The 22,437-nt window shown below is 61.3% G+C and carries 21 protein-coding genes and 1 tRNA gene; 9 read left to right on the top strand and 13 right to left on the bottom strand.

Annotated features, from left to right (window positions below; all coding sequences use genetic code 11):
- Positions 1 to 41: 41 nt before the first annotated feature.
- Positions 42 to 1,205: a multidrug effflux MFS transporter gene (locus AB5Y89_RS07035; protein WP_039040832.1), complete on the bottom strand. Its 1,164-nt coding sequence runs from the start codon at positions 1,203 to 1,205 to the stop codon at positions 42 to 44.
- 234 nt (positions 1,206 to 1,439) lie between these two features.
- Between AB5Y89_RS07035 and rdgB the strand changes: the two genes are divergently transcribed.
- Positions 1,440 to 2,036, top strand: a complete 597-nt coding sequence (gene rdgB, locus AB5Y89_RS07040) for an RdgB/HAM1 family non-canonical purine NTP pyrophosphatase (protein WP_010675605.1) — start codon at positions 1,440 to 1,442, stop codon at positions 2,034 to 2,036.
- A gap of 132 nt (positions 2,037 to 2,168) precedes the next feature.
- Entirely contained in the window at positions 2,169 to 3,314 is a 1,146-nt protein-coding gene (gene hemW, locus AB5Y89_RS07045) for a radical SAM family heme chaperone HemW (RefSeq protein ID WP_052815213.1), read from the top strand.
- Positions 3,315 to 3,430: 116 nt separating this feature from the next.
- Here the strand turns inward: hemW and AB5Y89_RS07050 are convergent, their stop codons facing one another.
- The 3 genes from AB5Y89_RS07050 to zntR all read right to left on the bottom strand — a co-directional run bounded on the left by AB5Y89_RS07050 (position 3,431) and on the right by zntR (position 4,720).
- Positions 3,431 to 3,649, bottom strand: coding sequence for an alternative ribosome-rescue factor A (locus AB5Y89_RS07050; RefSeq protein ID WP_042016330.1), 219 nt, complete (start codon positions 3,647 to 3,649; stop codon positions 3,431 to 3,433).
- A 107-nt stretch (positions 3,650 to 3,756) separates the two neighbouring features.
- Positions 3,757 to 4,293: a dihydrofolate reductase family protein gene (locus tag AB5Y89_RS07055; protein ID WP_368223281.1), complete on the bottom strand. Its 537-nt coding sequence runs from the start codon at positions 4,291 to 4,293 to the stop codon at positions 3,757 to 3,759.
- Complete coding sequence (gene zntR / locus AB5Y89_RS07060; protein ID WP_041211075.1) at positions 4,283 to 4,720, bottom strand: Zn(2+)-responsive transcriptional regulator; 438 nt, start codon at positions 4,718 to 4,720, stop codon at positions 4,283 to 4,285. Before zntR ends, AB5Y89_RS07055 begins: the two co-directional genes overlap by 11 nt.
- 432 nt (positions 4,721 to 5,152) lie before the next feature.
- Between zntR and purH the strand changes: the two genes are divergently transcribed.
- The 6 genes from purH (at position 5,153) to AB5Y89_RS07090 (ending at position 12,915) form a co-directional block, all read left to right on the top strand.
- Positions 5,153 to 6,745 (top strand): bifunctional phosphoribosylaminoimidazolecarboxamide formyltransferase/IMP cyclohydrolase, encoded by a 1,593-nt coding sequence (gene purH / locus AB5Y89_RS07065; RefSeq protein WP_010675610.1) that lies wholly within the window; start codon positions 5,153 to 5,155, stop codon positions 6,743 to 6,745.
- A 104-nt stretch (positions 6,746 to 6,849) separates the two neighbouring features.
- Positions 6,850 to 8,139 carry a phosphoribosylamine--glycine ligase gene (purD, locus tag AB5Y89_RS07070; RefSeq protein WP_069651882.1) on the top strand — a complete coding sequence of 430 codons (1,290 nt, stop codon included), beginning with the start codon at positions 6,850 to 6,852 and terminating at the stop codon, positions 8,137 to 8,139.
- 405 nt (positions 8,140 to 8,544) lie between these two features.
- Positions 8,545 to 8,919, top strand: a complete 375-nt coding sequence (locus tag AB5Y89_RS07075) for a cytochrome b562 (RefSeq protein WP_368223284.1) — start codon at positions 8,545 to 8,547, stop codon at positions 8,917 to 8,919.
- Positions 8,900 to 9,454, top strand: coding sequence for a cytochrome b/b6 domain-containing protein (locus AB5Y89_RS07080; RefSeq protein ID WP_223955773.1), 555 nt, complete (start codon positions 8,900 to 8,902; stop codon positions 9,452 to 9,454). The genes AB5Y89_RS07075 and AB5Y89_RS07080 overlap by 20 nt, the downstream gene beginning before the upstream one ends.
- Positions 9,455 to 9,720: 266 nt before the next feature.
- On the top strand, positions 9,721 to 12,297 hold the full coding sequence (locus tag AB5Y89_RS07085) for an alpha amylase C-terminal domain-containing protein (RefSeq protein WP_368223287.1): 2,577 nt from the start codon (positions 9,721 to 9,723) through the stop codon (positions 12,295 to 12,297).
- A 147-nt stretch (positions 12,298 to 12,444) separates the two neighbouring features.
- Positions 12,445 to 12,915, top strand: coding sequence for a tetratricopeptide repeat protein (locus AB5Y89_RS07090; RefSeq protein WP_201901922.1), 471 nt, complete (start codon positions 12,445 to 12,447; stop codon positions 12,913 to 12,915).
- A 47-nt stretch (positions 12,916 to 12,962) separates the two neighbouring features.
- Here AB5Y89_RS07090 and AB5Y89_RS07095 read toward each other — a convergent pair.
- From AB5Y89_RS07095 to rpsU, 5 genes are all read right to left on the bottom strand, one after another.
- Positions 12,963 to 13,039 (bottom strand) — tRNA-Ile (locus tag AB5Y89_RS07095).
- Between the two features lie 194 nt (positions 13,040 to 13,233).
- The gene (gene rpoD / locus AB5Y89_RS07100; protein WP_368223379.1) at positions 13,234 to 15,129 is read right to left on the bottom strand and encodes an RNA polymerase sigma factor RpoD; all 1,896 of its coding nucleotides are present in this window, start codon (positions 15,127 to 15,129) and stop codon (positions 13,234 to 13,236) included.
- Positions 15,130 to 15,312: 183 nt separating this feature from the next.
- A complete protein-coding gene (dnaG, locus tag AB5Y89_RS07105; protein ID WP_069651885.1) occupies positions 15,313 to 17,100 on the bottom strand; it encodes a DNA primase in 1,788 nt (595 codons plus the stop codon).
- Between the two features lie 89 nt (positions 17,101 to 17,189).
- A complete protein-coding gene (locus tag AB5Y89_RS07110) occupies positions 17,190 to 17,633 on the bottom strand; it encodes a GatB/YqeY domain-containing protein (protein ID WP_010675618.1) in 444 nt (147 codons plus the stop codon).
- 15 nt (positions 17,634 to 17,648) lie between these two features.
- Positions 17,649 to 17,864, bottom strand: coding sequence for a 30S ribosomal protein S21 (gene rpsU / locus AB5Y89_RS07115; protein ID WP_005309452.1), 216 nt, complete (start codon positions 17,862 to 17,864; stop codon positions 17,649 to 17,651).
- A 179-nt stretch (positions 17,865 to 18,043) separates the two neighbouring features.
- Between rpsU and tsaD the strand changes: the two genes are divergently transcribed.
- A complete protein-coding gene (gene tsaD / locus AB5Y89_RS07120) occupies positions 18,044 to 19,057 on the top strand; it encodes a tRNA (adenosine(37)-N6)-threonylcarbamoyltransferase complex transferase subunit TsaD (protein WP_069651886.1) in 1,014 nt (337 codons plus the stop codon).
- A gap of 73 nt (positions 19,058 to 19,130) precedes the next feature.
- On the opposite strand, the gene rpoS is transcribed toward tsaD, so the two are convergent.
- Genes rpoS through AB5Y89_RS07140 form a run of 4 tightly spaced genes read right to left on the bottom strand, consistent with a single transcriptional unit; the run spans position 19,131 to position 22,436 of the window.
- The gene (gene rpoS, locus AB5Y89_RS07125; RefSeq protein ID WP_010675620.1) at positions 19,131 to 20,114 is read right to left on the bottom strand and encodes an RNA polymerase sigma factor RpoS; all 984 of its coding nucleotides are present in this window, start codon (positions 20,112 to 20,114) and stop codon (positions 19,131 to 19,133) included.
- Between the two features lie 46 nt (positions 20,115 to 20,160).
- Complete coding sequence (locus tag AB5Y89_RS07130) at positions 20,161 to 21,231, bottom strand: LysM peptidoglycan-binding domain-containing protein (RefSeq protein WP_010675621.1); 1,071 nt, start codon at positions 21,229 to 21,231, stop codon at positions 20,161 to 20,163.
- A gap of 9 nt (positions 21,232 to 21,240) precedes the next feature.
- Positions 21,241 to 21,822, bottom strand: a complete 582-nt coding sequence (locus AB5Y89_RS07135; RefSeq protein ID WP_368223291.1) for a YqaA family protein — start codon at positions 21,820 to 21,822, stop codon at positions 21,241 to 21,243.
- Positions 21,819 to 22,436 carry a protein-L-isoaspartate(D-aspartate) O-methyltransferase gene (locus tag AB5Y89_RS07140; RefSeq protein ID WP_010675623.1) on the bottom strand — a complete coding sequence of 206 codons (618 nt, stop codon included), beginning with the start codon at positions 22,434 to 22,436 and terminating at the stop codon, positions 21,819 to 21,821. The genes AB5Y89_RS07135 and AB5Y89_RS07140 overlap by 4 nt, the downstream gene beginning before the upstream one ends.
- Position 22,437: the final 1 nt, after the last annotated feature.

A 22,437-nucleotide genomic window follows, 5' to 3' on the forward strand; every position in this document is an offset into this window, starting at 1 on the left:
GGGCTCAAGGCCCCCTGAGTGTGCTCATCAGAGCACAGGATTTATTGCAAACACAAGCGGCGCCCCTGGCGGGTCATCAGCATCACCAGCGGGGGCAGCAGCAGCCACATGTGCAGGGCCAGCTGGCTCAGGGGATCCGGCATCAGCCAACCGGTGATCCCCACCAGGGCGCCGGAGCCGCTCATCTGGAACAGGCCGAGCAGGGCGGCCGCAGTCCCGGCGCAGTGGCCGAAGGGGGCCAGCGCCATACCGGCGGCGGCGCCCAGGATCATCGCAAAACCGATGCTGGAGAGGAACACCGGGCCCATCATGGCCAGCGGGTGCGGGATGTGCATGGCCAGGGTCAGGGTGATGGCGGAGAGCAGCAGCACCAGCAGGCCGATACGCAGGGTCCGTCTTGGCCCTACCCGGGCGATGAAGCGCGGGGCCAGGAAGCAGGCCAGGATGTTGAGTGCCGCATTGGCGGTGAACCAGTGGCTGAAGCCACTCATGTCCAGCCCCAGGGTCACCATCAGTTGTACCGGTGCCGCCGTCACGTAGGCGAGGATCACCGCCATCGCCAGCATGCACAGCGCCGCGTTGAACAGGAAGCTCGGGGAGCGCAGCACCGGGCTGTAGCGGGACCAGCTGATGAGCGGGCCAGCACTGCTGGTCTCCTCAGGGCGGGTTTCCGGCATCCGCCACAGCAGCCAGCTGCCGACCACGACGGCGTAACCCGCCATGAACCAGAAGTTCGCCGACCAGCCCGCCTTGGCGGTGAGCCAGCCACCCAGCAGGGGCGCCAGTGCGGGGATAAAGCAGATCGCACCGTTCAGATAGGAGATCATCTGACCGCTCTTCTTGGGGCCATAGCTGTCACGGACCACCGAGAAGGCGGCCACCGAGGTGGCGCAGGCCCCGAAGCCTTGCAGCACCCGCGCCAGCATCAGCTCGCCCAGGCTGGCAGCAAAGCCGGCTGCCAGGGCGCTCAGGCCATAGAGCAGCACGCCCCCCAGGGCGATGGGTTTACGCCCGTAGCGATCGGCGAGCGGCCCCACCAGCAGTTGCCCCAGCCCCATGCTGAACAGGAACCAGGTAATGGTGCCCTGCATCAGGGTCACTTCGGCCCCCAGCTGCTCGGCCATCTGGGGAATAGCAGGCAGATAGATGTCGATGGCCAGCGGGCTGAACAACACCAGGAGTACAAGCAAAAGAATCAATGGCATCAGTCACCTCAAGCCCTAGGAATATCGATTGGGCCGCGAGTCTACTGACTCAGAGTAATGAATTGAAATGGTATTTAATCACTTCGGTTATTCCCCACTGGAAACATGTATCTCTTCTACCTCTCAGGGGGTGGAACCCGGATCCCCCGTTGGCACCGGATCCCGGGCAATTGGCGCTTTTACTAAACCCCTCCCCCGCATAGAATGCGCAGATTATTTTTGCGGAGGTGTGTGATGAACAAGCTTGTCCTGGCAACAGGGAACCAGAAAAAGGTGAAGGAATTGGCCGCCATGCTGGCCGATATGAAGATCCAGGTGATCCCGCAGAGCGAGTTTGCAGTCTCCGATGCCGACGAGACCGGCACCACCTTCGTCGAGAATGCCATCATCAAGGCCCGCCACGCCGCCCGCGTCACCGGCCTGCCCGCCGTGGCCGACGACTCCGGCCTCGAAGTGGATCTGCTGCACGGCCGCCCCGGCGTCTACTCCGCCCGTTTTGCCGGTGCCGGTGCCAGCGACAAGGAGAACATCGACAAGCTGCTGGCCGAGCTCAAGGGCGCGCCGGATTACCTGAAAAGCGCCCGCTTCTGGTGCGTGCTGGTCTACATGCGCCACGCCGACGATCCCACCCCCATTATCTGCCAGGCCAGCTGGGAGGGGATGATCATCGACGAACCCCGCGGCCAGCACGGCTTTGGCTACGACCCCGTGTTCTTCGTCCCCGACCACGACTGCACCTCGGCCCAGATGCCGGCGGAGCTCAAGAACCAGCTCAGCCACCGCGGCCAGGCCCTGGCCAAGCTCAAAGCGGCCCTGGCGGCGGTCAACTAAAGCGCTGTCTCCCGCCGCGTTGTCATCTACAATGGGGGCCGTCGGCCCCCGTTTCGTTCGCGGCGCCCCGCCCGTTGTCACCGACAACCAGGGCCACCCGACCCCTTTTGATTGTTGAATACTGGAAATCCCATGCTGCAACTGCCGCCCCTCTCCCTCTATATCCACGTGCCCTGGTGCGTCCAGAAGTGCCCCTACTGCGACTTCAACTCCCACGCCCAGAAGGGGGAGCTGCCCCACCTCGAGTACGTGGCGGCCCTGCTGGAGGATCTGGAGCAGGATCTGCACTGGGCCCAGGGGCGCCCCCTCTCTTCCATCTTTATCGGTGGCGGCACGCCGAGCCTGCTCTCCGTCGACGCCATGCAGGCGCTGCTGGACGGAGTGCGTGCGCGCATCGAACTCACCGCGGACTGCGAGATCACCATGGAGGCCAACCCGGGCACGGTGGAGGCGGACAAGTTCGCCGGCTTCCAGCGGGCCGGCATCAACCGCATCTCCATCGGGGTACAGAGCTTCCAGCAGGAGAAGCTGACCCGGCTCGGCCGCATTCACGGCCCCGAAGAGGCGCGCAAGGCCGCCGAGCTGGCCCACGCCATCGCGCTTCCCACCTTCAACCTGGATCTGATGCACGGCCTGCCGGATCAGAGCCTGGACGATGCGCTCTATGACCTGCAGCAGGCCATCGACTGCGCGCCGCCGCACCTCTCCTGGTATCAGCTCACCATAGAGCCGAACACGGCATTCGCCTCCAAGCCCCCCACATTGCCGGAAGATGACACCCTGTGGGACATCTACGAGCAGGGCCACGCCATGCTGACCGCCCAGGGCTATCAGCAGTACGAGATCTCGGCCTATGCCAAAGAGGGGTATCAGTGCCGCCACAACCTCAACTACTGGCGCTTTGGCGACTATCTGGGGATCGGCTGCGGCGCCCACGGCAAAGTGACGGATCTCGCGAGCCAGCAGATCCTGCGCACCGCCAAGGTGAAGCATCCGAAAGGTTATCTGGATCCGAGCCGCCCCTATCTGGACAGCCAATGGCAGGTGAGCGCGGACGATCTGCCCCTCGAGTACTTCATGAACCGGTTCAGATTGTTTGAACCTGCCCCCAAGGCGGAGTTCGAGGCCTTCACGGGGCTACCGCTGGAGCGGGTGGAGACCATGCTGGCCATCGCCCGGACCAAGGAGCTGATCGAGGATCTCGGCGACAGCTGGCAGCTCACGTCCCTGGGGCATCGCTACCTCAACGTGCTGCTCGAACTCTTTATGGACGAGTGAGCACGGGTTCACTCTCTTGCGTCAAGACCGCAAGTCAGCACCAGCGAATAGAAAAACAATCAGGGCGCCATTGGCGCCCTGATTGTGTTAGCTGATGCCTTGCGGCAGAAACCCGCTCAGCAGCAGACGCTTACCATCTGCTGTTGGCCGGGCTCCCACCGCTTGCCGTGCTTGGCCTTGCGCTGATAGCTGCCCTTGCCCTTCTTGCTCGGCTCGACCCGGGCCTGGAACAGGGGGGAGGTCACCAGTGCCTTGAGGTGGTTGTCCTGAATGATGCCGCGCTGATGTTCGCAGGCGGGTTCGGCGGTGACACAGGTCACCTTCTTCTTGGCCATATGGGCTCCTTGATGGGGTTGTCGTGTTTGCCTATCGTCCCTGCCTGGAAGGGCAGGTGGCGAAAAACGCGCCGATTGTGCGCCTCTTGCCTCCCCCGTGCAAGCTGTCAGGCGGGGTGATAGATAACCCGCACCAGGCCGCTTGGCAGCACGGCGCTCGACACCGGTCTCAACCCTGCGGGGAGAGGCCCGGTAAAGAGCGGGATCCCGCCCCCCAGGGTGACCGGCACCCAGAACAGGGTCAGCTCGTCCACCAGGGCCCCCTGCAGACCCTGCCTCACCAGCTCCCCGCCATCCAGATAGAGGTGACAGCTTCCCCCCTGCCACAACTCGTCCAGCACCTGCGCCAGCGCCCCCTGCCGGAAGGAGACCCGAGGACGGGGGTCGGCGGGCCTGTGGGTCAGTACCACCAGCGGCTTGTCCCCGTAGGGCCACTCGGGAAAGGCGCTCACGATATCGTAGGTGTTGCGCCCCATCAGCAGGGTGTCCGCGCTCGCCATCAGGGCACTGTAGCCGGTCTCCTCCGGCCCGTCGCCACCATAGGGGGCCAGCCATGCCAGATCGCCCCCCTCCCCGGCGATGAAACCGTCGAGGGAGAGGGCGAGAAAGGCGGAGACCCGGGGCCGGCGCAGCTCAGTGCTCATGGTCGTGGTGCTCGTGGCGGGAAGGGGCGCCGGACTCCAGGGTCTCGAGGATGGCGCAGTGCTCCGCCGAGCGCGGGCCGCCGCAGCAGATGTCGGAGAGGGCCTTCAGGTTCTCGCGAAAACGGGTCAGCTCCAGGAGCTTCTGCTCCACCTGTTCGAGCTTGGTGTCGGCCACCGCCTTCACCTCCTGGCAGGTGACCTTGGCCTTGTTGGTGTCGAGGGCGAGCAGCTCGCCGATGTCCGCGAGGGAGAAGCCCACCGACTTGGCGCGGATGATGAACTCCAGCCGCCGCCTGTCCTGCTCCCCGTAGAGGCGATAACCGGATTCGTTGCGAATGCCCGGCGAGATGAGGCCGTTCTTCTCGTAAAAGCGCAGGGTGTCGGCCTTCACCCCGCACGCCTTGGCCAGTTCACCGATCCGATACATGGTCCTCTCCCCCCGCATGACATTCCCGACATGGTACTCAATATAAACCGGCCTCCACTATCACCTCTTTGCCCGGCGATTGCCAGTCAAAGGCAGGAAAGCAGCAGCTAACCCCCCACTTGCCGGCCATTTATCCCCAAAACACTGAAAAGACAAACGTTTCACAAAAATTCACCAGAAAACGTTTAACGCCGCATCCCACAAGGGTTTGTCTCTTTAAAAAATCCACCACAGGTCACATTTTTTGTGTAGAATACGCGCCCACAAGAGAGCGTCGCGTCAAGCGGGCATTTCCTAAAACGCTTTTGCCAACGGCCGCCCCGGGCGAGAGTGGTTTGCGAAATCCCCCACTTCCATTTATTTGGGGACTCTCTGTGTGTTGAGCCTCGCCTCCCATGGAACGGTCCCCGTTATGCTGAGGACGATAGTGTGATGGAACAAGCTCGACCCATTCGCCGTGCACTGCTGAGTGTGTCTGACAAGACTGGCATCCTGGAATTTGCCAAGGCACTCGACGCGCGTGGTGTGGCCCTGCTCTCCACCGGTGGTACCGCCAAGCTGCTGGCCGATGCGGGCCTGCCGGTGACCGAGGTGTCCGACTACACCGGATTCCCCGAGATGATGGACGGCCGGGTCAAGACCCTGCATCCCAAGGTACACGGCGGCATTCTCGGCCGTCGCGACCGGGATGACGCCATCATGGCCGAGCACGCTATCTCCCCCATCGATATGGTCGTCGTCAACCTCTATCCCTTCGCCGCCACCGTGGCCAAAGCCGGTTGCACCCTGGAAGACGCCGTCGAGAACATCGACATCGGCGGCCCGACCATGGTCCGCTCCGCTGCCAAGAACCACAAGGACGTCACCATCGTCGTCAAGGCCTCCGACTATGACCGCGTCATCGCCGAGATGGATGGCAACGGCAACAGCCTGACCCTCTCCACCCGCTTCGATCTGGCCATCGCCGCCTTCGAGCACACCGCCGCCTACGACGGCATGATCGCCAACTACTTCGGCACCCTGGTGCCCTCCTACGGCGAAAACAAGGAAGGCGACGAAGAGTCCCGCTTCCCCCGCACCTTCAACAGCCAGTTCATCAAGAAGCAGGACATGCGCTACGGCGAGAATAGCCACCAGGCTGCCGCCTTCTACGCCGAAGAGCAGGCCGCGCCGGGCTCGGTGGCAAGCGCCATCCAGCTGCAGGGCAAGGCCCTCTCCTACAACAACATTGCCGATACCGACGCGGCGCTGGAGTGCGTGAAGGAGTTCAGCGAACCGGCCTGCGTCATCGTCAAGCATGCCAACCCCTGCGGCGTCGCCATCGGTGACGACCTGCTGGCAGCCTACGATCGCGCCTACCAGACCGACCCCACCTCGGCCTTTGGCGGCATCATCGCCTTCAACCGCGAACTGGACGGCGAGACCGCCGCGGCCATCGTCGCCCGCCAGTTCGTGGAAGTGATCATCGCCCCCAGCATCAGCCAGGCAGCCCGCGAGGCGGTCGCCGCCAAGCAGAACGTGCGCCTGCTGGAGTGCGGCCAGTGGACTGCCCCGGCGCAAGGCTTTGACTTCAAGCGCGTCAACGGCGGCCTGCTGGTGCAGGAGCGCGATCTGGGCATGGTGACGCTCGGGGATCTGACCGTGGTCAGCCAGCGTCAGCCCACCGAGGCCGAGCTGCAGGATCTGCTGTTCTGCTGGAAGGTCGCCAAGTTCGTCAAATCCAACGCCATCGTCTACGCCAAGAACGGCCAGACCATCGGCGTGGGCGCCGGTCAGATGAGCCGCGTCTACTCTGCCAAGATCGCCGGCATCAAGGCCGAGGATGAAGGGCTGACCGTGGCGGGCTCCGTCATGGCCTCCGACGCCTTCTTCCCGTTCCGCGACGGCATCGATGCCGCTGCTGCCGCGGGCATCTCCTGCGTCATCCAGCCAGGTGGCTCGATGCGCGACCAGGAGGTGATCGACGCCGCCAACGAACACGGCATGTGCATGGTGTTCACCAACATGCGTCATTTCCGTCACTGACAGCCCAGGGCCGCCGATGGCGGCCCTGCCTCTTTAGCACCGGATCCTTTCCACTGGCAGTGCCACCGCAGCGCCAGTGAACTCAGACAGAAGCGAGCGAGACGATGAAAGTACTGATCATTGGCAACGGCGGCCGTGAACACGCCCTGGCCTGGAAGGCCAAACACTCCCCCCTGGTGACCCAGGTCTTCGTGGCACCGGGCAATGCGGGCACCCAGCTTGAGCCGGGCATCGAGAACGTCGCCATCCAGGCCACCGACATCGAGGGCCTGCTGGCCTTCGCCAAGGCGAACCAGGTCGGCCTCACCATCGTCGGACCGGAAGCCCCCCTGGTGAAAGGGGTGGTCGATGCCTTCCGCGCCGCCGATCAGACCATCTTCGGCCCGACCGCCGCCGCTGCCCAGTTGGAAGGCTCCAAGGCCTTCACCAAGGACTTCCTGGCCCGCCACGCCATCCCCACCGCCGATTACCAGAACTTCACCGAGGTGGAGCCGGCGCTGGCCTATCTGCGCGAGAAGGGCGCCCCCATCGTCATCAAGGCCGACGGTCTGGCCGCCGGCAAAGGGGTGATCGTCGCCATGACCCTCGACGAGGCAGAAGCGGCGGTGCGTGACATGCTCTCCGGCAATGCCTTCGGCGATGCCGGCGCCCGGGTGGTGATCGAGGAGTTCCTGGACGGGGAAGAGGCGAGCTTCATCGTCATGGTGGACGGCGAGCACGTGCTGCCCATGGCCACCAGCCAGGATCACAAGCGCGCCTTCGACGGTGACACCGGCCCCAACACCGGCGGCATGGGGGCTTACTCCCCGGCCCCCGTGGTGACCGACGAAGTGCACCAGCGCGTGATGGAACGGGTGATCATGCCGACCGTGCGCGGCATGGCTGCCGAGGGCAACGTCTACACCGGCTTCCTCTACGCCGGCCTGATGATCGATGCCGAGGGCAACCCCAAGGTGATCGAGTTCAACTGCCGCTTCGGCGACCCCGAAACCCAGCCCATCATGCTGCGGATGCAGTCCGATCTGGTGGATCTCTGCCTCGCCGCCTGCGCCGGCCAGCTGGATCAGAAGGAAGCCGTCTATGACCCCCGTGCCGCCATCGGCGTGGTGCTGGCGGCGGGTGGCTATCCCGGCGACTACACCAGCAACCACCCCATCAGCGGTCTGCCGGTGGACGAAGTGGCAGGGGAGAAGGTGTTCCATGCAGGCACCCGCCTGGAAGGGCACACCAGCCTGACCCAGGGTGGCCGCGTGCTGTGCGCCACCGCCCTCGGCCACACGGTGCAGGAAGCCCAGCAGCGGGCCTATGCCCTGGCTGGTCGCATCCAGTGGGACGGCATCTTCTATCGCAAGGACATCGGCTGGCGTGCCATCGAGCGCGAGCAGGCCGAATAAGGGCCGGATCCCGATCACTCAAAGGGCCTGCGGGCCCTTTTTTTGTTGCACGGCGTCTGTACGGGCAGTGAAATCGTCCATGGATGATGACTTTCAAAAACAAAAACACCTGAAAAACTCACCTGACGTTAAAAAACCGATGTGTGATAAATAATGGCAGCATGATTCACTGCCTGCGGGCCCCTTCCCGGACCAGATGCGCGCCCTTGTATCCCTGCCGGAGGCGAGATCCGGTGGCCGTTCTCTTTCGGCTACATTCCCACAGCAATCCCCTGCACAATTCGTCACAATTGGTCGCACTTTCTTCATACAATGATCGCCCTTTCATGGCATCATGATGCGTGAAACCGCACTCAAATGAGTGCTATAACAACCTGCAATCTCGTCGTTTCATAAGGAAATCCCATGCTGAAAACTGTGCGTCCCCTGCTGCTGCCCCTGATGTTTGGCCTGATGGCCCTGCCTGCCATGGCCGGCGATCTGGAGCAGCCGATGAAGAAGATCGGCTTCAACTACAAGCAGGCCGTCAAGGCCGACGACGCGGCCACCATGGAGAAATACATCAAGGAGATGAAGGCCCAGCTGGACGTCGCCAAGGGCAAGAACATGCCCGCCGTCAAGAAGGAGAAGTTCCTGGAAGGCATGACCGAAGTGCAGACCGAGCTGGATGCCAGCCTGGCAGCCCTCAAGGCCGGTGACGAAGCCAAGGCGCGCGAGCACCTGGCCAAGGTCAACGACCTGAAGAAGGAGTACCACAACTATGCCAAGCAAAAAGGCTGATCCCTTCCACTGGGATGCTCTGGTGCGCCTCACCCACTGGGGTGTGGCGGCCATCTGTATCGGCAACCTCTGGCTCAACGAGGCGGGCGAGGAGTGGCACGAGCGGATGGGATACGCCGTCATGGTGCTCATCGGCATACGCCTGCTGTGGGGGCTCACCTTCGCTCGCGGCCACGCCCGCCTGCGCGCCCTCATCCCGAGCCGGGAGGATTTTCGCCATCAGGCCGACGCCCTGCGCGAACGGACCCCGCCCACCCCGGGCCATCACGGCAGCGGCAAGCTGGCGGTCTGGGCACTCTGGCTGCTGGTACTCGCCACCGCAGGGACCGGCTGGTTCCAGAACACCGAGACCGGCTTCGATCTGGGGGCGGACGACTGGCACGAGTGGTGCACCTGGGCACTCCAGGGCATGATCGCCCTGCACCTGTGCGCCATCGCCTACACCTCCTGGCGCCAGCGCAGCAACCTGGTCACCCGCATGCTGCCAGGGCGTCGTGCCCGGGCCAGTACCGGGCAGCAGGAACCCAACGTCTGAACGTTCACGGGGCCCTGCGGGGCCCCTGTTCATCCCCTTCGCTACCTGCTTGACGGGATCTCGCACCGATCTGCCCCCCTCTGCCCCCTCCTGCTGCCACCGAATGGCATGAAAGCATTTTCATTCACATTTCTTAATTAATTCAGCTTGTTCGATTTTCAACCACGTCGATTTCATGAATGCTACGGAGCTGAACGAGGTTGTTTGTTGTCCGTTCGACTACACGACAGTGATACGTCAATAACAAGATCGAAGGGAAAATCGTCATGCACAACACACTGTTTCGAACCGCCCTGCTGGCGGCGGCACTCGGCTCTTTCAGCCACACTGCCAGCGCCGAAGGAGTCATGGTTCACCTGTTCCAATGGAAGTTCAACGACATCGCCAACGAGTGCGAGACCGTGCTCGGGCCCAAGGGGTTCGGTGGCGTCCAGATCACCCCACCCGCCGAGCACAAGCAGGGCAGCCAGGTCTGGTGGACCGTCTATCAACCGGTCAGCTTCAAGAATTTCAACAGCTTCGGCGGTAGCGAGGCAGAGCTCAGGAGCATGATCGCCCGCTGCAACGCGGCCGGGGTCAAGGTCTATGCCGACGCCGTCTTCAACCAGCTGGCATCGGGTTCGGGCACCGCCACCGGCGGCGGCAGCTACAACTCGGGGCAATACCAATATCCCCAGTTCGGCTACAACGACTTCCACCACAGCGGCGACATCACCAACTACGGTGACAGCAACAACGTCTGGAACGGCGCCCTCTACGGCATGCCGGACCTCAATACCGGCTCATCCTACGTCCAGGATCAGATCGCCACCTACATGAAGACCCTGCTCGGCTGGGGCGTGGCGGGCTTTCGCATCGATGCGGCCAAGCACATGGCGCCGGCCGATGTGAAGGCCATTCTCGACAAGGCAGGCAGCCCCAGGGCCTACCTGGAGGTGATCGGCGCAGGCGGGGAGTCCCCCGACATCCAGCCGGGCCGCTACACCTACATCGACACCGTCACCGACTTCAAATACGGCACCGATCTCGCCGCCAACTTCAACGGCCAGATCAAGAACCTCAAGACCCTGGGCGAGAGCTGGGGCCTGCTCCCCTCCAACAAGGCCTTCGTCTTCGTGGTCAACCACGACCGCGAACGCGGCCACGGCGGTGGCGGCATGCTCACCTTCATGAGCGGTGCCCGCTACGATCTGGCCAACACCTTCATGATGGCCTGGCCCTATGGCTGGAAGCAGGTGATGTCCGGCTATCGCTTTGAAAACATGGGTACCTATGAAACCGACAAGGGGGCGCCGGGCAGCACGCCCTGCACGGACAGCCAGTGGAACTGCGAACAGCGCCGACCGACCATCATGAACATGGCCCTGTTCCACAACCGGACCGAAGGCCAGCCCGTCAGCAACTGGTGGGACAACGGCAACAACCAGATCGCCTTCGGCCGCGGCGACAAGGGCTTCATCGCCATCAACAACGAGAGCGGCAGCCTGGTGGCCTCGGTGCAGACCGGCCTGCCGGCCGGCGAGTACTGCAACCTCCTGGGGGGCAATGACTACTGCAGCGGCGGTTATGTCACCGTCGATGGCAGCGGCAAGGCCAGCCTGAACGTCCCCGGCATGAAGGCGGCCGCCATCATCGCCGGTTGCACCAAGGCCAGCCCCTGCGGTGGTTCCGTCCTGCCGGGCAACAAGTTCAGCAGCATGAACCTGCGCGGTACCCACAACGCCTGGGGCAATACCCCCATGACCGTCAATGCCAACCGTGTCTGGTCCGCCACCCTCACCCTGACCGGCAACGGTGACGCCACCGGTGCCCAGCGCTTCAAGTTCGACGTCTTCGGCAACTGGGCCGAGAACTACGGCGACAACGAAGGGGATGGCATCGCCGACAAGGGCAGCAGCAAGGATATCCTGGTCAGCGGGGCGGGCACCTACAGCATCACCCTGAGCGAGAGCGATCTGCGCTACACGGTCACCCCCCTCACCAGCAACCAGGCACCGGTCGCTACCCTCTCCCCCAAAACCCTCAGCGTCAAGGCGGGGGAGAGCGTGGTGTTCGACGCCTCCGCTTCCAGCGATGATGACGGCGTGGTGAGCTACAGCTGGTCCAGCGGGGGCACCGCCGCCACGGAGACAGTCCGGTTCGATACCCCGGGTACCCATACCGTGACGGTCACCGTGACCGATGCGGAAGGGTTGACCGCCAGTGCCAGCGCCACCGTGACCGTCACCGACGACAACGGCACCTACGCCAGCGAACTGCCCACCCTGAACTTCCGCGGCACCCCCAATGCCTGGGGATCCCTTGCCATGACACTGGTCGCCGACAATCAGTGGGAAGCCCTGGTCACCTTCGACGGTCAGACCAACCAGCGCTTCAAGTTCGACGTCAAGGGGGACTGGACCCAGAACTACGGCGACACCAACAAGGACGGCGTGGCCGAACTGACCGGCAGTGACATCCTCACCCCGGTCATCGGCCAGTACCGGGTACGTTTCAACGATCAGACCCTGCAATACAGCCTGACTCCGGTGAGCGTCACCTATGCCAAGAATGTCGCCAGCCTCAACATTCGCGGCACCACCAACAACTGGGGCACCACCCCCATGTCCCTGGTCGGTGATCACCTCTGGCAGGCCAGCGTCACCTTCACCGGCAGCGGTGATGGCAACGGCGGCCAGCGCTTCAAGTTCGACGTCAAGGGGGACTGGACCCAGAACTACGGCGACACCAACAAGGATGGCGTGGCCGAGCTGGCCGGGGCAGACATCACCACGGCAGTGGTCGGTGCCTATGTGGTGCGCTTCAACGACCAGACCCTGGCCTACAGCCTGAGCGCCCAGTAAGGCTGGACACACGCCAGGGCCATTGCGCCCCGGCGCCGAACCAGGCCTCCCGCCATCGGCGGGAGGCCTTTTTCATGGCCCCATGACCCGTTCCCCGCCAGCCTGTCGGCAGGCATACTGATCCTTCATCCCCATGCAGGAGCGCATATGAAACAGTTGAACACCCTCAAGGCCGAGGGACGGATCGAGGAAGCCCGTCAGCACGGTCTGCTGCAACTCATCGAGCACCCAACCCACGCCGAGCTGCATTACGAAGTGGCCGGACTGCACGACATGCTGGGGCGAGAGGCCCAGGCCATTCCGCTCTATCAGAAGGCTGTGTCGCTGGGGCTTGGCGAGTCGTCGCTGCGCGGAGCCCTGCTTGGACTTGGCAGCTCCTATCGCACCACGGGCCGTCATGCCGAGGCGCTGGCCACCTTTGACGAGGCCCTGTCCCGCTTCCCCGATGCCGTGGAGTTCAAGGTGTTTCGTGCCATGACCTGCTACAACCTGGGGCGCAGCAAGGAGGGGATGGAGACGCTGCTGGGGATCCTCGCGACCACCACCACGGATCCCGCCCTGCTTCCCTACCGGCGCGCCATGGCGCTCTATGCCGAGGATCTGGACAGGCGCTGGTGAGCGCCAGAAACGACAAAGCCGCTCAAAAGAGCGGCTTTGTCTGAAAATGGTGGCCCCTGGGGGACTTGAACCCACGACCAATCGATTATGAGTCGACTGCTCTGACCAACTGAGCTAAGGGGCCATTGATGCTGGTTAGCGGCGTGGATTATAGGGGATGGCGGATACCCCGTCCATAGTCAGATCAACCACTTGGCGAGATTTCATCCATATTCAAGCGGTTCCATGACCCCTCTTCACGCCCATGCCAGCACGGATAAAACAAAGCCCCGCACGGCGGGGCTTTTTGTTGCAATGTCAGGCTGACAGAACCCGGGACTACTCGTCCAGGAAACTGCGCAGCACTTCCGAGCGGCTCGGATGGCGCAGTTTGCGCAGGGCCTTGGCTTCGATCTGACGGATACGCTCACGGGTGACGTCGAACTGCTTGCCCACTTCCTCGAGGGTGTGGTCGGTGTTCATGTCGATACCGAAGCGCATGCGCAGTACCTTGGCTTCCCGTGCGGTCAGCCCGGCCAGCACTTCGCGGGTCGCGTTGCGCAGGCTCTCGCTGGTGGCCGCATCCGCTGGCAGAGCCAGGGTGGTATCTTCGATGAAGTCGCCCAAGTGGGAGTCTTCATCATCACCGATGGGCGTCTCCATGGAGATGGGCTCCTTGGCGATTTTCAGTACCTTGCGGATCTTGTCTTCCGGCATGCCCATGCGCATGGCCAGCTCTTCCGGGTTCGGTTCACGACCCATCTCCTGCAGCATCTGGCGGGAGATACGGTTGAGCTTGTTGATGGTCTCGATCATGTGCACCGGGATACGGATGGTACGGGCCTGATCCGCGATGGAGCGGGTAATGGCCTGACGGATCCACCAGGTGGCATAGGTCGAGAACTTGTAGCCGCGACGATATTCGAACTTGTCGACCGCCTTCATCAGACCGATGTTGCCCTCCTGGATCAGATCCAGAAACTGCAGACCGCGGTTGGTGTACTTCTTGGCGATGGAGATAACCAGACGCAAGTTGGCCTCGACCATCTCTTTCTTGGCACGGCGGGCTTTGGCCTCACCAATGCTCATGCGGCGGTTGATGTCCTTGATCTGGGCGATGGACAGGCCGGTCTCTTCTTCGATCTGCTGCAGCTTGCCGATGGAACGCAGTACTTCTTCGTCCATCTCGAGCAGGCGGGGAGACCACGCCTTGCCGGCCTGCTTCTGGTATTCGAACCAGGCAGTTTCGCACTCGTTGTTGGTGAAGGCCGCGACGAAGGTCTTCTTCGGCATCTTGGCCTGCTCAACGCAGAGCTTCATGATGATGCGTTCCTGCACGCGGACACGCTCCATCATCTCCCGCATGTTGTTGACCAGGCGATCGAACTGCTTGGGCATCAGGCGGAATTGACGGAAGACATCGGCCAGCTGGGCGATGGCATTCTGGGTGTCGTCGTGGGCGCGGCCATTCTGCTGAATGGAGAGACGAGTCACCTCGTACTGGGCACGCAGTTCGCCGAATTTCTCGCGAGCGACTTCCGGATCCGGGCCACCGTCGCCATCATCGTCGGTGTTGTCGCCGTCTTCGTCTTCGTCCTCATCTTCGTCTTCGTCTTCGTCGGCGAGGTCGTCCTCGCTGAGCTCGGAGCCGATATGAGTGGCGGTCGGTGCCACGTCATCCACTTCGTTCGGATCGATGAAGCCGGAGATGATGTCGGACAGGCGAAGCTGCTCGGCTTCGTATTTGTCATACTGTTCGAGCAGATAGGTGATGGCTTCAGGGTACTCGGCGACGGAGCTTTGTACCTGGTTGATACCGTCTTCAATCCGCTTGGCGATGTCGATTTCGCCTTCGCGGGTCAGCAGTTCGACGGTACCCATTTCCCGCATGTACATGCGGACGGGATCGGTCGTGCGACCAATCTCAGATTCAACAGATGCCAGAGCCTGGGCCGCTGCTTCGGCAGCGTCCTCATCGGCGGTACCACCTTCAGCCATGATAAGGTCATCGGCATCCGGAGCGTTTTCAACCACTTGAATGCCCATATCGTTGATCATCTGGATGATGTCTTCGATCTGGTCTGAATCGACAATGTCTTGCGGGAGGTGATCGTTCACCTCGGCATAGGTCAGGTAGCCCTGTTCTTTACCTTTGGCAACGAGGAGTTTAAGCTGAGACTGCGGGGTTTGCTCCATAGAACTCATCCGGTTGGTGTTGCTAGGTTGCGCGTACAGTGCGCTGCTGCGCAAATAGCCAATTCTAATAGAAAACCGCCAGACATGCTATGTCTGGTTGCGGCGTCGGTCATGAGAAACCCCTGCCCGCAGTGTTGTCGGGGCCAGGTGGTTATAAAGTGTTTGCTTTCAATCCCGTCGATTCGGGCAACGCTATTCATATTGGGACTGCTCACTCAAATATCAAGCCCCACTCTCATTTCTTTTCTCAATCTGCACCTCTCTGATCAGCATCATCAGCTCCTGAGTTTCCTCAGAGCTTAGCCCTTCCTGCGCCACCTTGGCCTGCAATTCTTCGATCCGTTGCTTCAGGAAAAGGTTGATGAAACCGACAAAGGTATCCTGCAATTCTCCCAGAATATCGGGCTCCTGGTCGAGCTTTACCTCTTCAAACAGGTCATGCATCGCCAGCTGGGCAAGTATTTCTCCCTCTTTTGTGCCGCGCCAATGCTCCAGCAGGATACCCGTTGTCACTCCCGGCTGGATCAGGATCTGCTGGTGCAGTTGCAGCAGGAAAGGGATCCCCTGCAGGCGCAGCCCGACCAACTCGGGCATGGCCGGCAGCTCGGCGGTGATCGCCGGATACTGCACCATCAGTGCCAGAGCCCTGCGGATCGGCGTCAGTTTGGTCGCCTTGGGTTTGTTAACTTCCGCCTTGGGCTGGCTGTTGCGGGCAAACAGCTCGGTAATCCGCTGCTTGTTTTCTCCCCAACGCATCATGCTGGAGAGTCGGGTAATCAACCCCTCGCGAGTGAAACCTTCCGGTACCCGACGAATCAGCTCGGCGGCCTTGTTGGCCACTTCAAACTTGCCTGCCTCACCGGAAAGAGCCGCATCGCGCCCGAGGCGTTCGAACATGAAATCCGCAAACGACTGGGCCTTGTCGAGCAGCGCTTCGAACCCCTCCTTGCCGATCTGGCGTACCAGCGAGTCGGGATCCTCGCCATCCGGCAAAAAGACGAACTTGAGTTCACGGCCGTCCTGCAGGTGGGAGAGCGCGTTGTCCAGCGCCCGCCAGGCCGCTTCCCGACCGGCGTTGTCGCCGTCGTAGCAACAGACCACCTCTGCCGTGGTACGGAACAGGGTGTGGATGTGATCGCTGGTGGTCGCAGTCCCCAGTGCCGCCACCGCATAGTCGATGTCGTACTGGCCGAGCGCCACCACATCCATGTAGCCTTCCACCACCAGGATCCGGCGCGGATCCTTGTGTGCCTGCTTGACCTCATAAAGGCCGAACAGCTCTCGCCCCTTGTGGAAGATGGGGGTTTCGGGGGAGTTCAGGTACTTGGGCGTGCCATCCCCCAGCACTCGGCCACCGAAGCCGATGACCCGGCCGCGTTTGTCCCGGATCGGAAACATGATGCGATCGCGGAAACGATCGTAGCTGCCCGGGCCGCTGTCACGGGGGATCAGCATACCGCCCGAAATCAGCAGTTGTTCGTGATCCCTACTGGCGCCAAAGCGGCGACGCACCTGATCCCAGTCCCCAGGGGCATAACCGATGTTGAAGCGCTTGACCACCTCGCCAGTCAGGCCCCGGCCTTTCAGATACTCCACCGCCTGAGGCGCGTTCTTGAGATTGCTCTCATAGAAGCGCGCAATCTGGTTCATCAGCTCGAACAGATCCTTGCTGACGGCTGGTTGGCTATGGCTTGATCCACCCGCCGTTTGCTCACGGGGGACCTGCATACCGTGCAGGCTTGCCAGCTCTTCGATGGCATCGGGGAATTCCAGGCCGTCGTACTCCATGACAAAGCCGATGGCATTGCCGTGGGCACCACAACCGAAACAGTGATAGAACTGCTTCTCCTGGCTGACGGTAAAGGAGGGGCTTTTTTCGTTATGAAAAGGGCAGCAAGCCTGGTAGTTCTTACCGGCTTTCTTCAACCGCACACGGGAGTCGATCAACTCGACTATGTCCGTGCGTACGAGCAGATCATCGATAAAGGATTGCGGGATCCTGCCAGCCATAACCGTCCTGTTTCATTGCATAGGAAATAAAAAAGCCGCGCATTCCAATGGGAAGCACGGCTTCTTCGACCAAACAAGAGAGTTGCCTGTTACGCCAAGCGGGTTTTCACCTGAGCACTGACGGCGCCGACATCGGCACGCCCCTGAATTTTTGGCTTCAAGACAGCCATGACTTTACCCATGTCAGCCATGACGGCAGCACCACTTTCAGTGATGGCTTGCTCGATCAGGGCGGCAATTTCGTCTGCGGTCAGCTGTTGTGGCAGGAACTCCTGCAGCACAACGATCTCGGCGGACTCTTTGTCGGCGAGATCCTGGCGACCGGCAGCTTCAAACTGGCTGATGGAATCGCGACGCTGTTTGACCATTTTGGTCACGACAGCGAGGATCTCTTCATCATTGAGCTCGACACGGGTATCGACTTCACGCTGCTTGATTTCTGCCATCAACAAGCGGATAGCACCCAACCGAGGCTTGTCTTTGGCAAGCATGGCGAGCTTTTGCTGATCCTTGAGTTGATCCTTCAGAGACACGGCATGATCCCTTGATTAGTACAGGCGGATACGACGTGCGTTTTCGCGGGACAGCTTCTTGGCGTGACGCTTGACAGCGGACGCTTTGGCGCGCTTGCGAATGGTAGTCGGCTTCTCGTAGAACTCACGGCTACGAACTTCGGACAGGATACCGGCCTTTTCGCAAGAACGCTTGAAGCGACGCAGAGCAACGTCAAACGGCTCATTTTCACGGACTTTGATTACTGGCATGTGCCTTTCACCTCAGTGATAAATTGTTAGCTGACCTTCAATCGATCAGCATGTCTTAAAATGGTGCGAAATTATACTCTGGACAGGGAATGAAAGTAAACCCGCAGAGATCGCTCTGGTTTAAAAAACCCGCGAAGGTTACCATAGCCGTCTCATTTTAGCAGTGAAATTTTTTAGCAATGCGTGTATTGGGCATAGAGACATCCTGTGACGAAACCGGGATCGCGATCTTCGATGATCAAAAAGGGATCCTTTCCCACCAGTTGTACAGCCAGGTCAAGCTGCATGCGGACTACGGCGGCGTCGTTCCCGAGCTCGCCAGCCGGGACCATGTACGCAAGACGATCCCCTTGATCCAGGCCGCCTTGAAAGAGGCCGGACTTGGCAAGGATGACATCGATGGCATCGCCTATACCGCGGGGCCAGGTCTGGTTGGCGCCATCCTGGTCGGGGCGACCATAGGCCGCTCGCTGGCCATGGCCTGGGACAAGCCGGCCATCGCCGTACACCACATGGAAGGCCACCTGCTGGCCCCCATGCTGGAAGAGAAGGCCCCCGAGTTCCCCTTCGTGGCGCTCTTGGTTTCCGGCGGCCACTCCATGCTGGTCCGGGTCGACGGTATCGGCAGCTATCAGCTGCTGGGCGAATCGATCGACGATGCCGCCGGTGAGGCGTTCGACAAGACCGCCAAGCTGATGGGTCTGGACTACCCCGGTGGTCCGCTGCTCTCACGGCTGGCGGAGAAGGGCATCAAGGGACGTTTCAACTTCCCCCGTCCCATGACCGACCGTCCCGGGCTCGACATGAGCTTCTCCGGCCTCAAGACCTTTGCCGCCAATACCATAGCAGCCAATGGCGACGACGAGCAGACCCGTGCCGACATCGCCCGGGCGTTTGAGGATGCGGTGGTCGACACACTGGCCATCAAGTGCCGTCGCGCCCTGAAAGAGACCAGTCTCAATCGTCTGGTCGTGGCAGGCGGCGTCAGCGCCAATCGTCATCTGCGCGCCCAGCTGGCCGAGCTGATGGAGAGCCTCAAAGGTGAAGTCTTCTACCCGCGCACCGAATACTGCACCGACAACGGCGCCATGATCGCCTATGCCGGCATGCAACGCCTGAAGGCGGGAGTCTTCGAACCCCTCGTCGTCAAGGCCGTGCCGCGCTGGCCGCTGGACACTCTGGATCCGGTGTGATCCGGAGGATCCACGACAAAAAGAAAGGGGCCTGCGGCCCCTTTTTCATCTTGATGACGGTATTCATACCCGTTTAGTTGGTGCGGAACAGCGCCTCAATGGACAGCCCCTGCCCCAGCAGAATTTCCCGCAGACGGCGCAACCCTTCCACCTGGATCTGGCGCACCCGCTCGCGGGTCAAACCAATCTCGGCGCCCACGTCTTCCAGGGTGGCCGGTTCATAGCCGAGCAGACCGAAACGGCGGGCCAGCACTTCGCGCTGCTTGGGATTTAGCTCCTCCAGCCAGTGCACTATGCTGCTGCGCATGTCATCTTCCTGGGACTCCAGCTCGGGCCCCATGCCGCGCTCGTCGGAAAGTACGTCCAGCAGCGCCTTGTCGCGATCGCCACCAATGGGAGTATCCACCGAGGTGATCTTCTCGTTGAGCTTGAGCATGCGATTCACATCGTCCACAGAGCGATCCAGTGCAGAGGCGATATCCTCGGCGGTCGGCTCATGGTCGAGACGATGGGAAAGCTCGCGCGCAGTGCGCAGATAGACGTTCAGCTCCTTGACCACATGGATGGGCAGACGAATGGTCCGGGTCTGGTTCATGATGGCCCGCTCTATGGTCTGGCGGATCCACCAGGTGGCATAGGTGGAGAAGCGGAAACCGCGCTCGGGGTCAAACTTCTCGACCGCGCGAATAAGACCGAGGTTGCCCTCTTCGATGAGATCCAGCAGCACCAGGCCGCGGTTGTTGTAGCGCCGGGCAATCTTGACCACCAGGCGCAGGTTGGATTCAATCATGCGCTTGCGCGCCGCTTTGTCGCCACGCAGAGCACGGCGGGCGTAGTAGACTTCCTCTTCGGCCGTGAGCAAGGGGGAGAAACCAATCTCCCCCAGATAGAGCTGGGTGGCGTCCATTACCTTGTTCAGCTCGGGCGCCATCAGTTCATCGGAAATGGTCTCTTCGGCTTCGGCCGCCACTTCCTGAACCTCTTCTTCCTCCTGAACCTCCAGCTCCTCGTCGAACTCTAACTCTGCATCCTGCATTACCAGTTGTTCTTGGCTCATGATATCTCTCCCTGACCTACACCAGAGTAAGACTCAGCTCTCTGAGTTAACGCTTTGGCAAATAGCCCATCGGGTTGATCGACTTGCCTTTGTACCGGATTTCAAAGTGCAAGCGCACATCCGGCGCATCCGTGCTACCCATATTGGCGATAACCGCTCCGCCCTTCACGGTGTCTCCCTCCTTGACCCTCAACTCATCGTTGTGAGCGTAGGCGGAGAGGTAGTCATCGTTGTGCTTGAGAATTATCAGCTTGCCATAACCTCGCAGTGCACTGCCCGCATAGACCACTTTGCCGCTGCTCGCAGCGTAAATGGGTTGGCCCTTCTGGCCGGAAATGTCGATGCCCTTGTTGCCTTGTTCCGCAACGGAGAAGCCTTCAACGATCCGCCCTTTGGTCGGCCAATGCCAGGAGAGTGTTGACGAGGAACTGACGGTTTTTTGTTCTTTCGCCTGAGCGTATGCTGTTGACGAGGCAGGAGCAATCGTTTTCTGAGCAATAAATGGTGTGGTCGTACCTGCCGGAGCCGTGGCCAGGGGTTTGGGCCCCGTGCTGGTCACAACCGGTGTGGTTGCTGCCACCATCTGACCACCCGAGGAACCCGCGCCCCCCACATTGAGCACCTGACCCACGTGCAATGCATAAGGAGCCTGAAGGTTGTTGCGCTGGGCCAAGGCCTGGTTGGAGAGACCGAACTGGCGACCGATGCTGCTCAAGGTATCGCCACGGCGCACCTCGTAACTGCCAGACCCCGTCACACTGCCACGACTGACAGGGCTGCCGACGGTTGCCACCGCCATGGGGGCGGAAGCCCCATCGAGCCTGAGCTGCTGGCCGGGATAAATGTTATAGGGGGGAGTGATGCCATTGATGCTGATAAGCGAAGCCACATCCATGCCAGAACGAAATGCAATGGAGTAGAGAGTGTCTCCTTTGACCACGGTGTACCCGTTGCCTGCAATGCCGGGCTTGGTCATACCTTGACGCACGGGGATGGTCGAAGCGACCTGATCATTGCCCAGGCTGTGCACCGGAGCCGCAGTCTTGCTGGAGGAACAGGCAAGCAGCAGCCATGACAACACGACGACACCGCTACCTTGCCAAACACGCGAACACATAGTGGATCCTTAACGACTAAACCAGAAATAGGCCGCAACGGCCAAACCAATACAGAGCCAGCCCAGCACATCCACATAGTGCATCAGCTTGCGCTCCATCTTCTCGCCGCCCCAGCGCATCAGACCTGCAACCAGGAAGAAGCGCATGCCACGACCGATCAGCGAGGTCAGGATGAAAGGCAACAGTGCCATGTGGAGCAAGCCAGCCGTGACGGTAAACACCTTGTAGGGGATCGGCGTGAAGCTGGCAATAAAAATAACCCAGATGCCCCACTGCGCGAACCACTGCTCGGCCAGGGCAATCTTGTCCTCATAGCCAACCGAGGTCACCAGCGGCTGCACCACTGGCTCCCACAGGGCATAGCCGAGCAGATAACCAAACAGGGCGCCCAGCACCGAAAAGAGAGTGGCCAGCGCGGCATAGTGCCAGGCGCGATGAGGTTTGCCGAGCGCCATGGGCGCCAGCATCACATCCACCGGGATGGGCCAGAAGATGGATTCAATAAAGGCGGTGATGGCCAGATACCAGAGGGCATACTTGTGGCGTGCCCACTGCATCACCAGAACATAAAGGCGGGAAAACAACTTCACTCGACATCTCCGTCAATCAGGGGAACGAAACGTACCGGCTCCAGGATCCGGCTGGTGAGCTGGGAGCCCGATCGCTCGATGAGCTGCAGGGTCTGCTGGCCATCACCCACCGGCAACACCAGACGACCACCGTCAGCCAGCTGATCGGTCAGGGCCTTGGGGACCTCACTGGCCGCCGCCGTCACCAGAATGGCGTCGAAAGGGCCCTTGTTGGGCCAACCTAGCCACCCATTGCCGTGCTTGGCCGACACATTGTGCAGATCGAGCTGGCGCAATCTGCGCCGGGCCTGAAACTGCAGCGACTTGATCCGCTCCATGGTGTAGACATGCTCCACCAGGTGGGCCAGTACCGCCGTCTGGTAGCCCGATCCCGTCCCGATCTCCAGCACATGGGCCGGATCGTTCTGGATCAGCAGCTCGGTCATGCGCGCCACGATGTAAGGCTGGGAGATGGTCTGCCCATGGCCGATGGGCAGGGCCGTATTGTCCCAGGCCTTGTGGGCCATGGCCTCATCCACGAACAGCTGGCGCGGCACCTTCGCAATCGCCGCCAATACGCGGAAATCGCGGACATCCTGGGCAATCAGTTGATTCAACAGGCGCTGTACTATCACA

The sequence above is a fragment of the Aeromonas sp. s4 genome, from assembly GCF_040907855.1.
In the GTDB taxonomy this organism is placed as follows: Bacteria; Pseudomonadota; Gammaproteobacteria; order Enterobacterales; family Aeromonadaceae; genus Aeromonas; species Aeromonas caviae.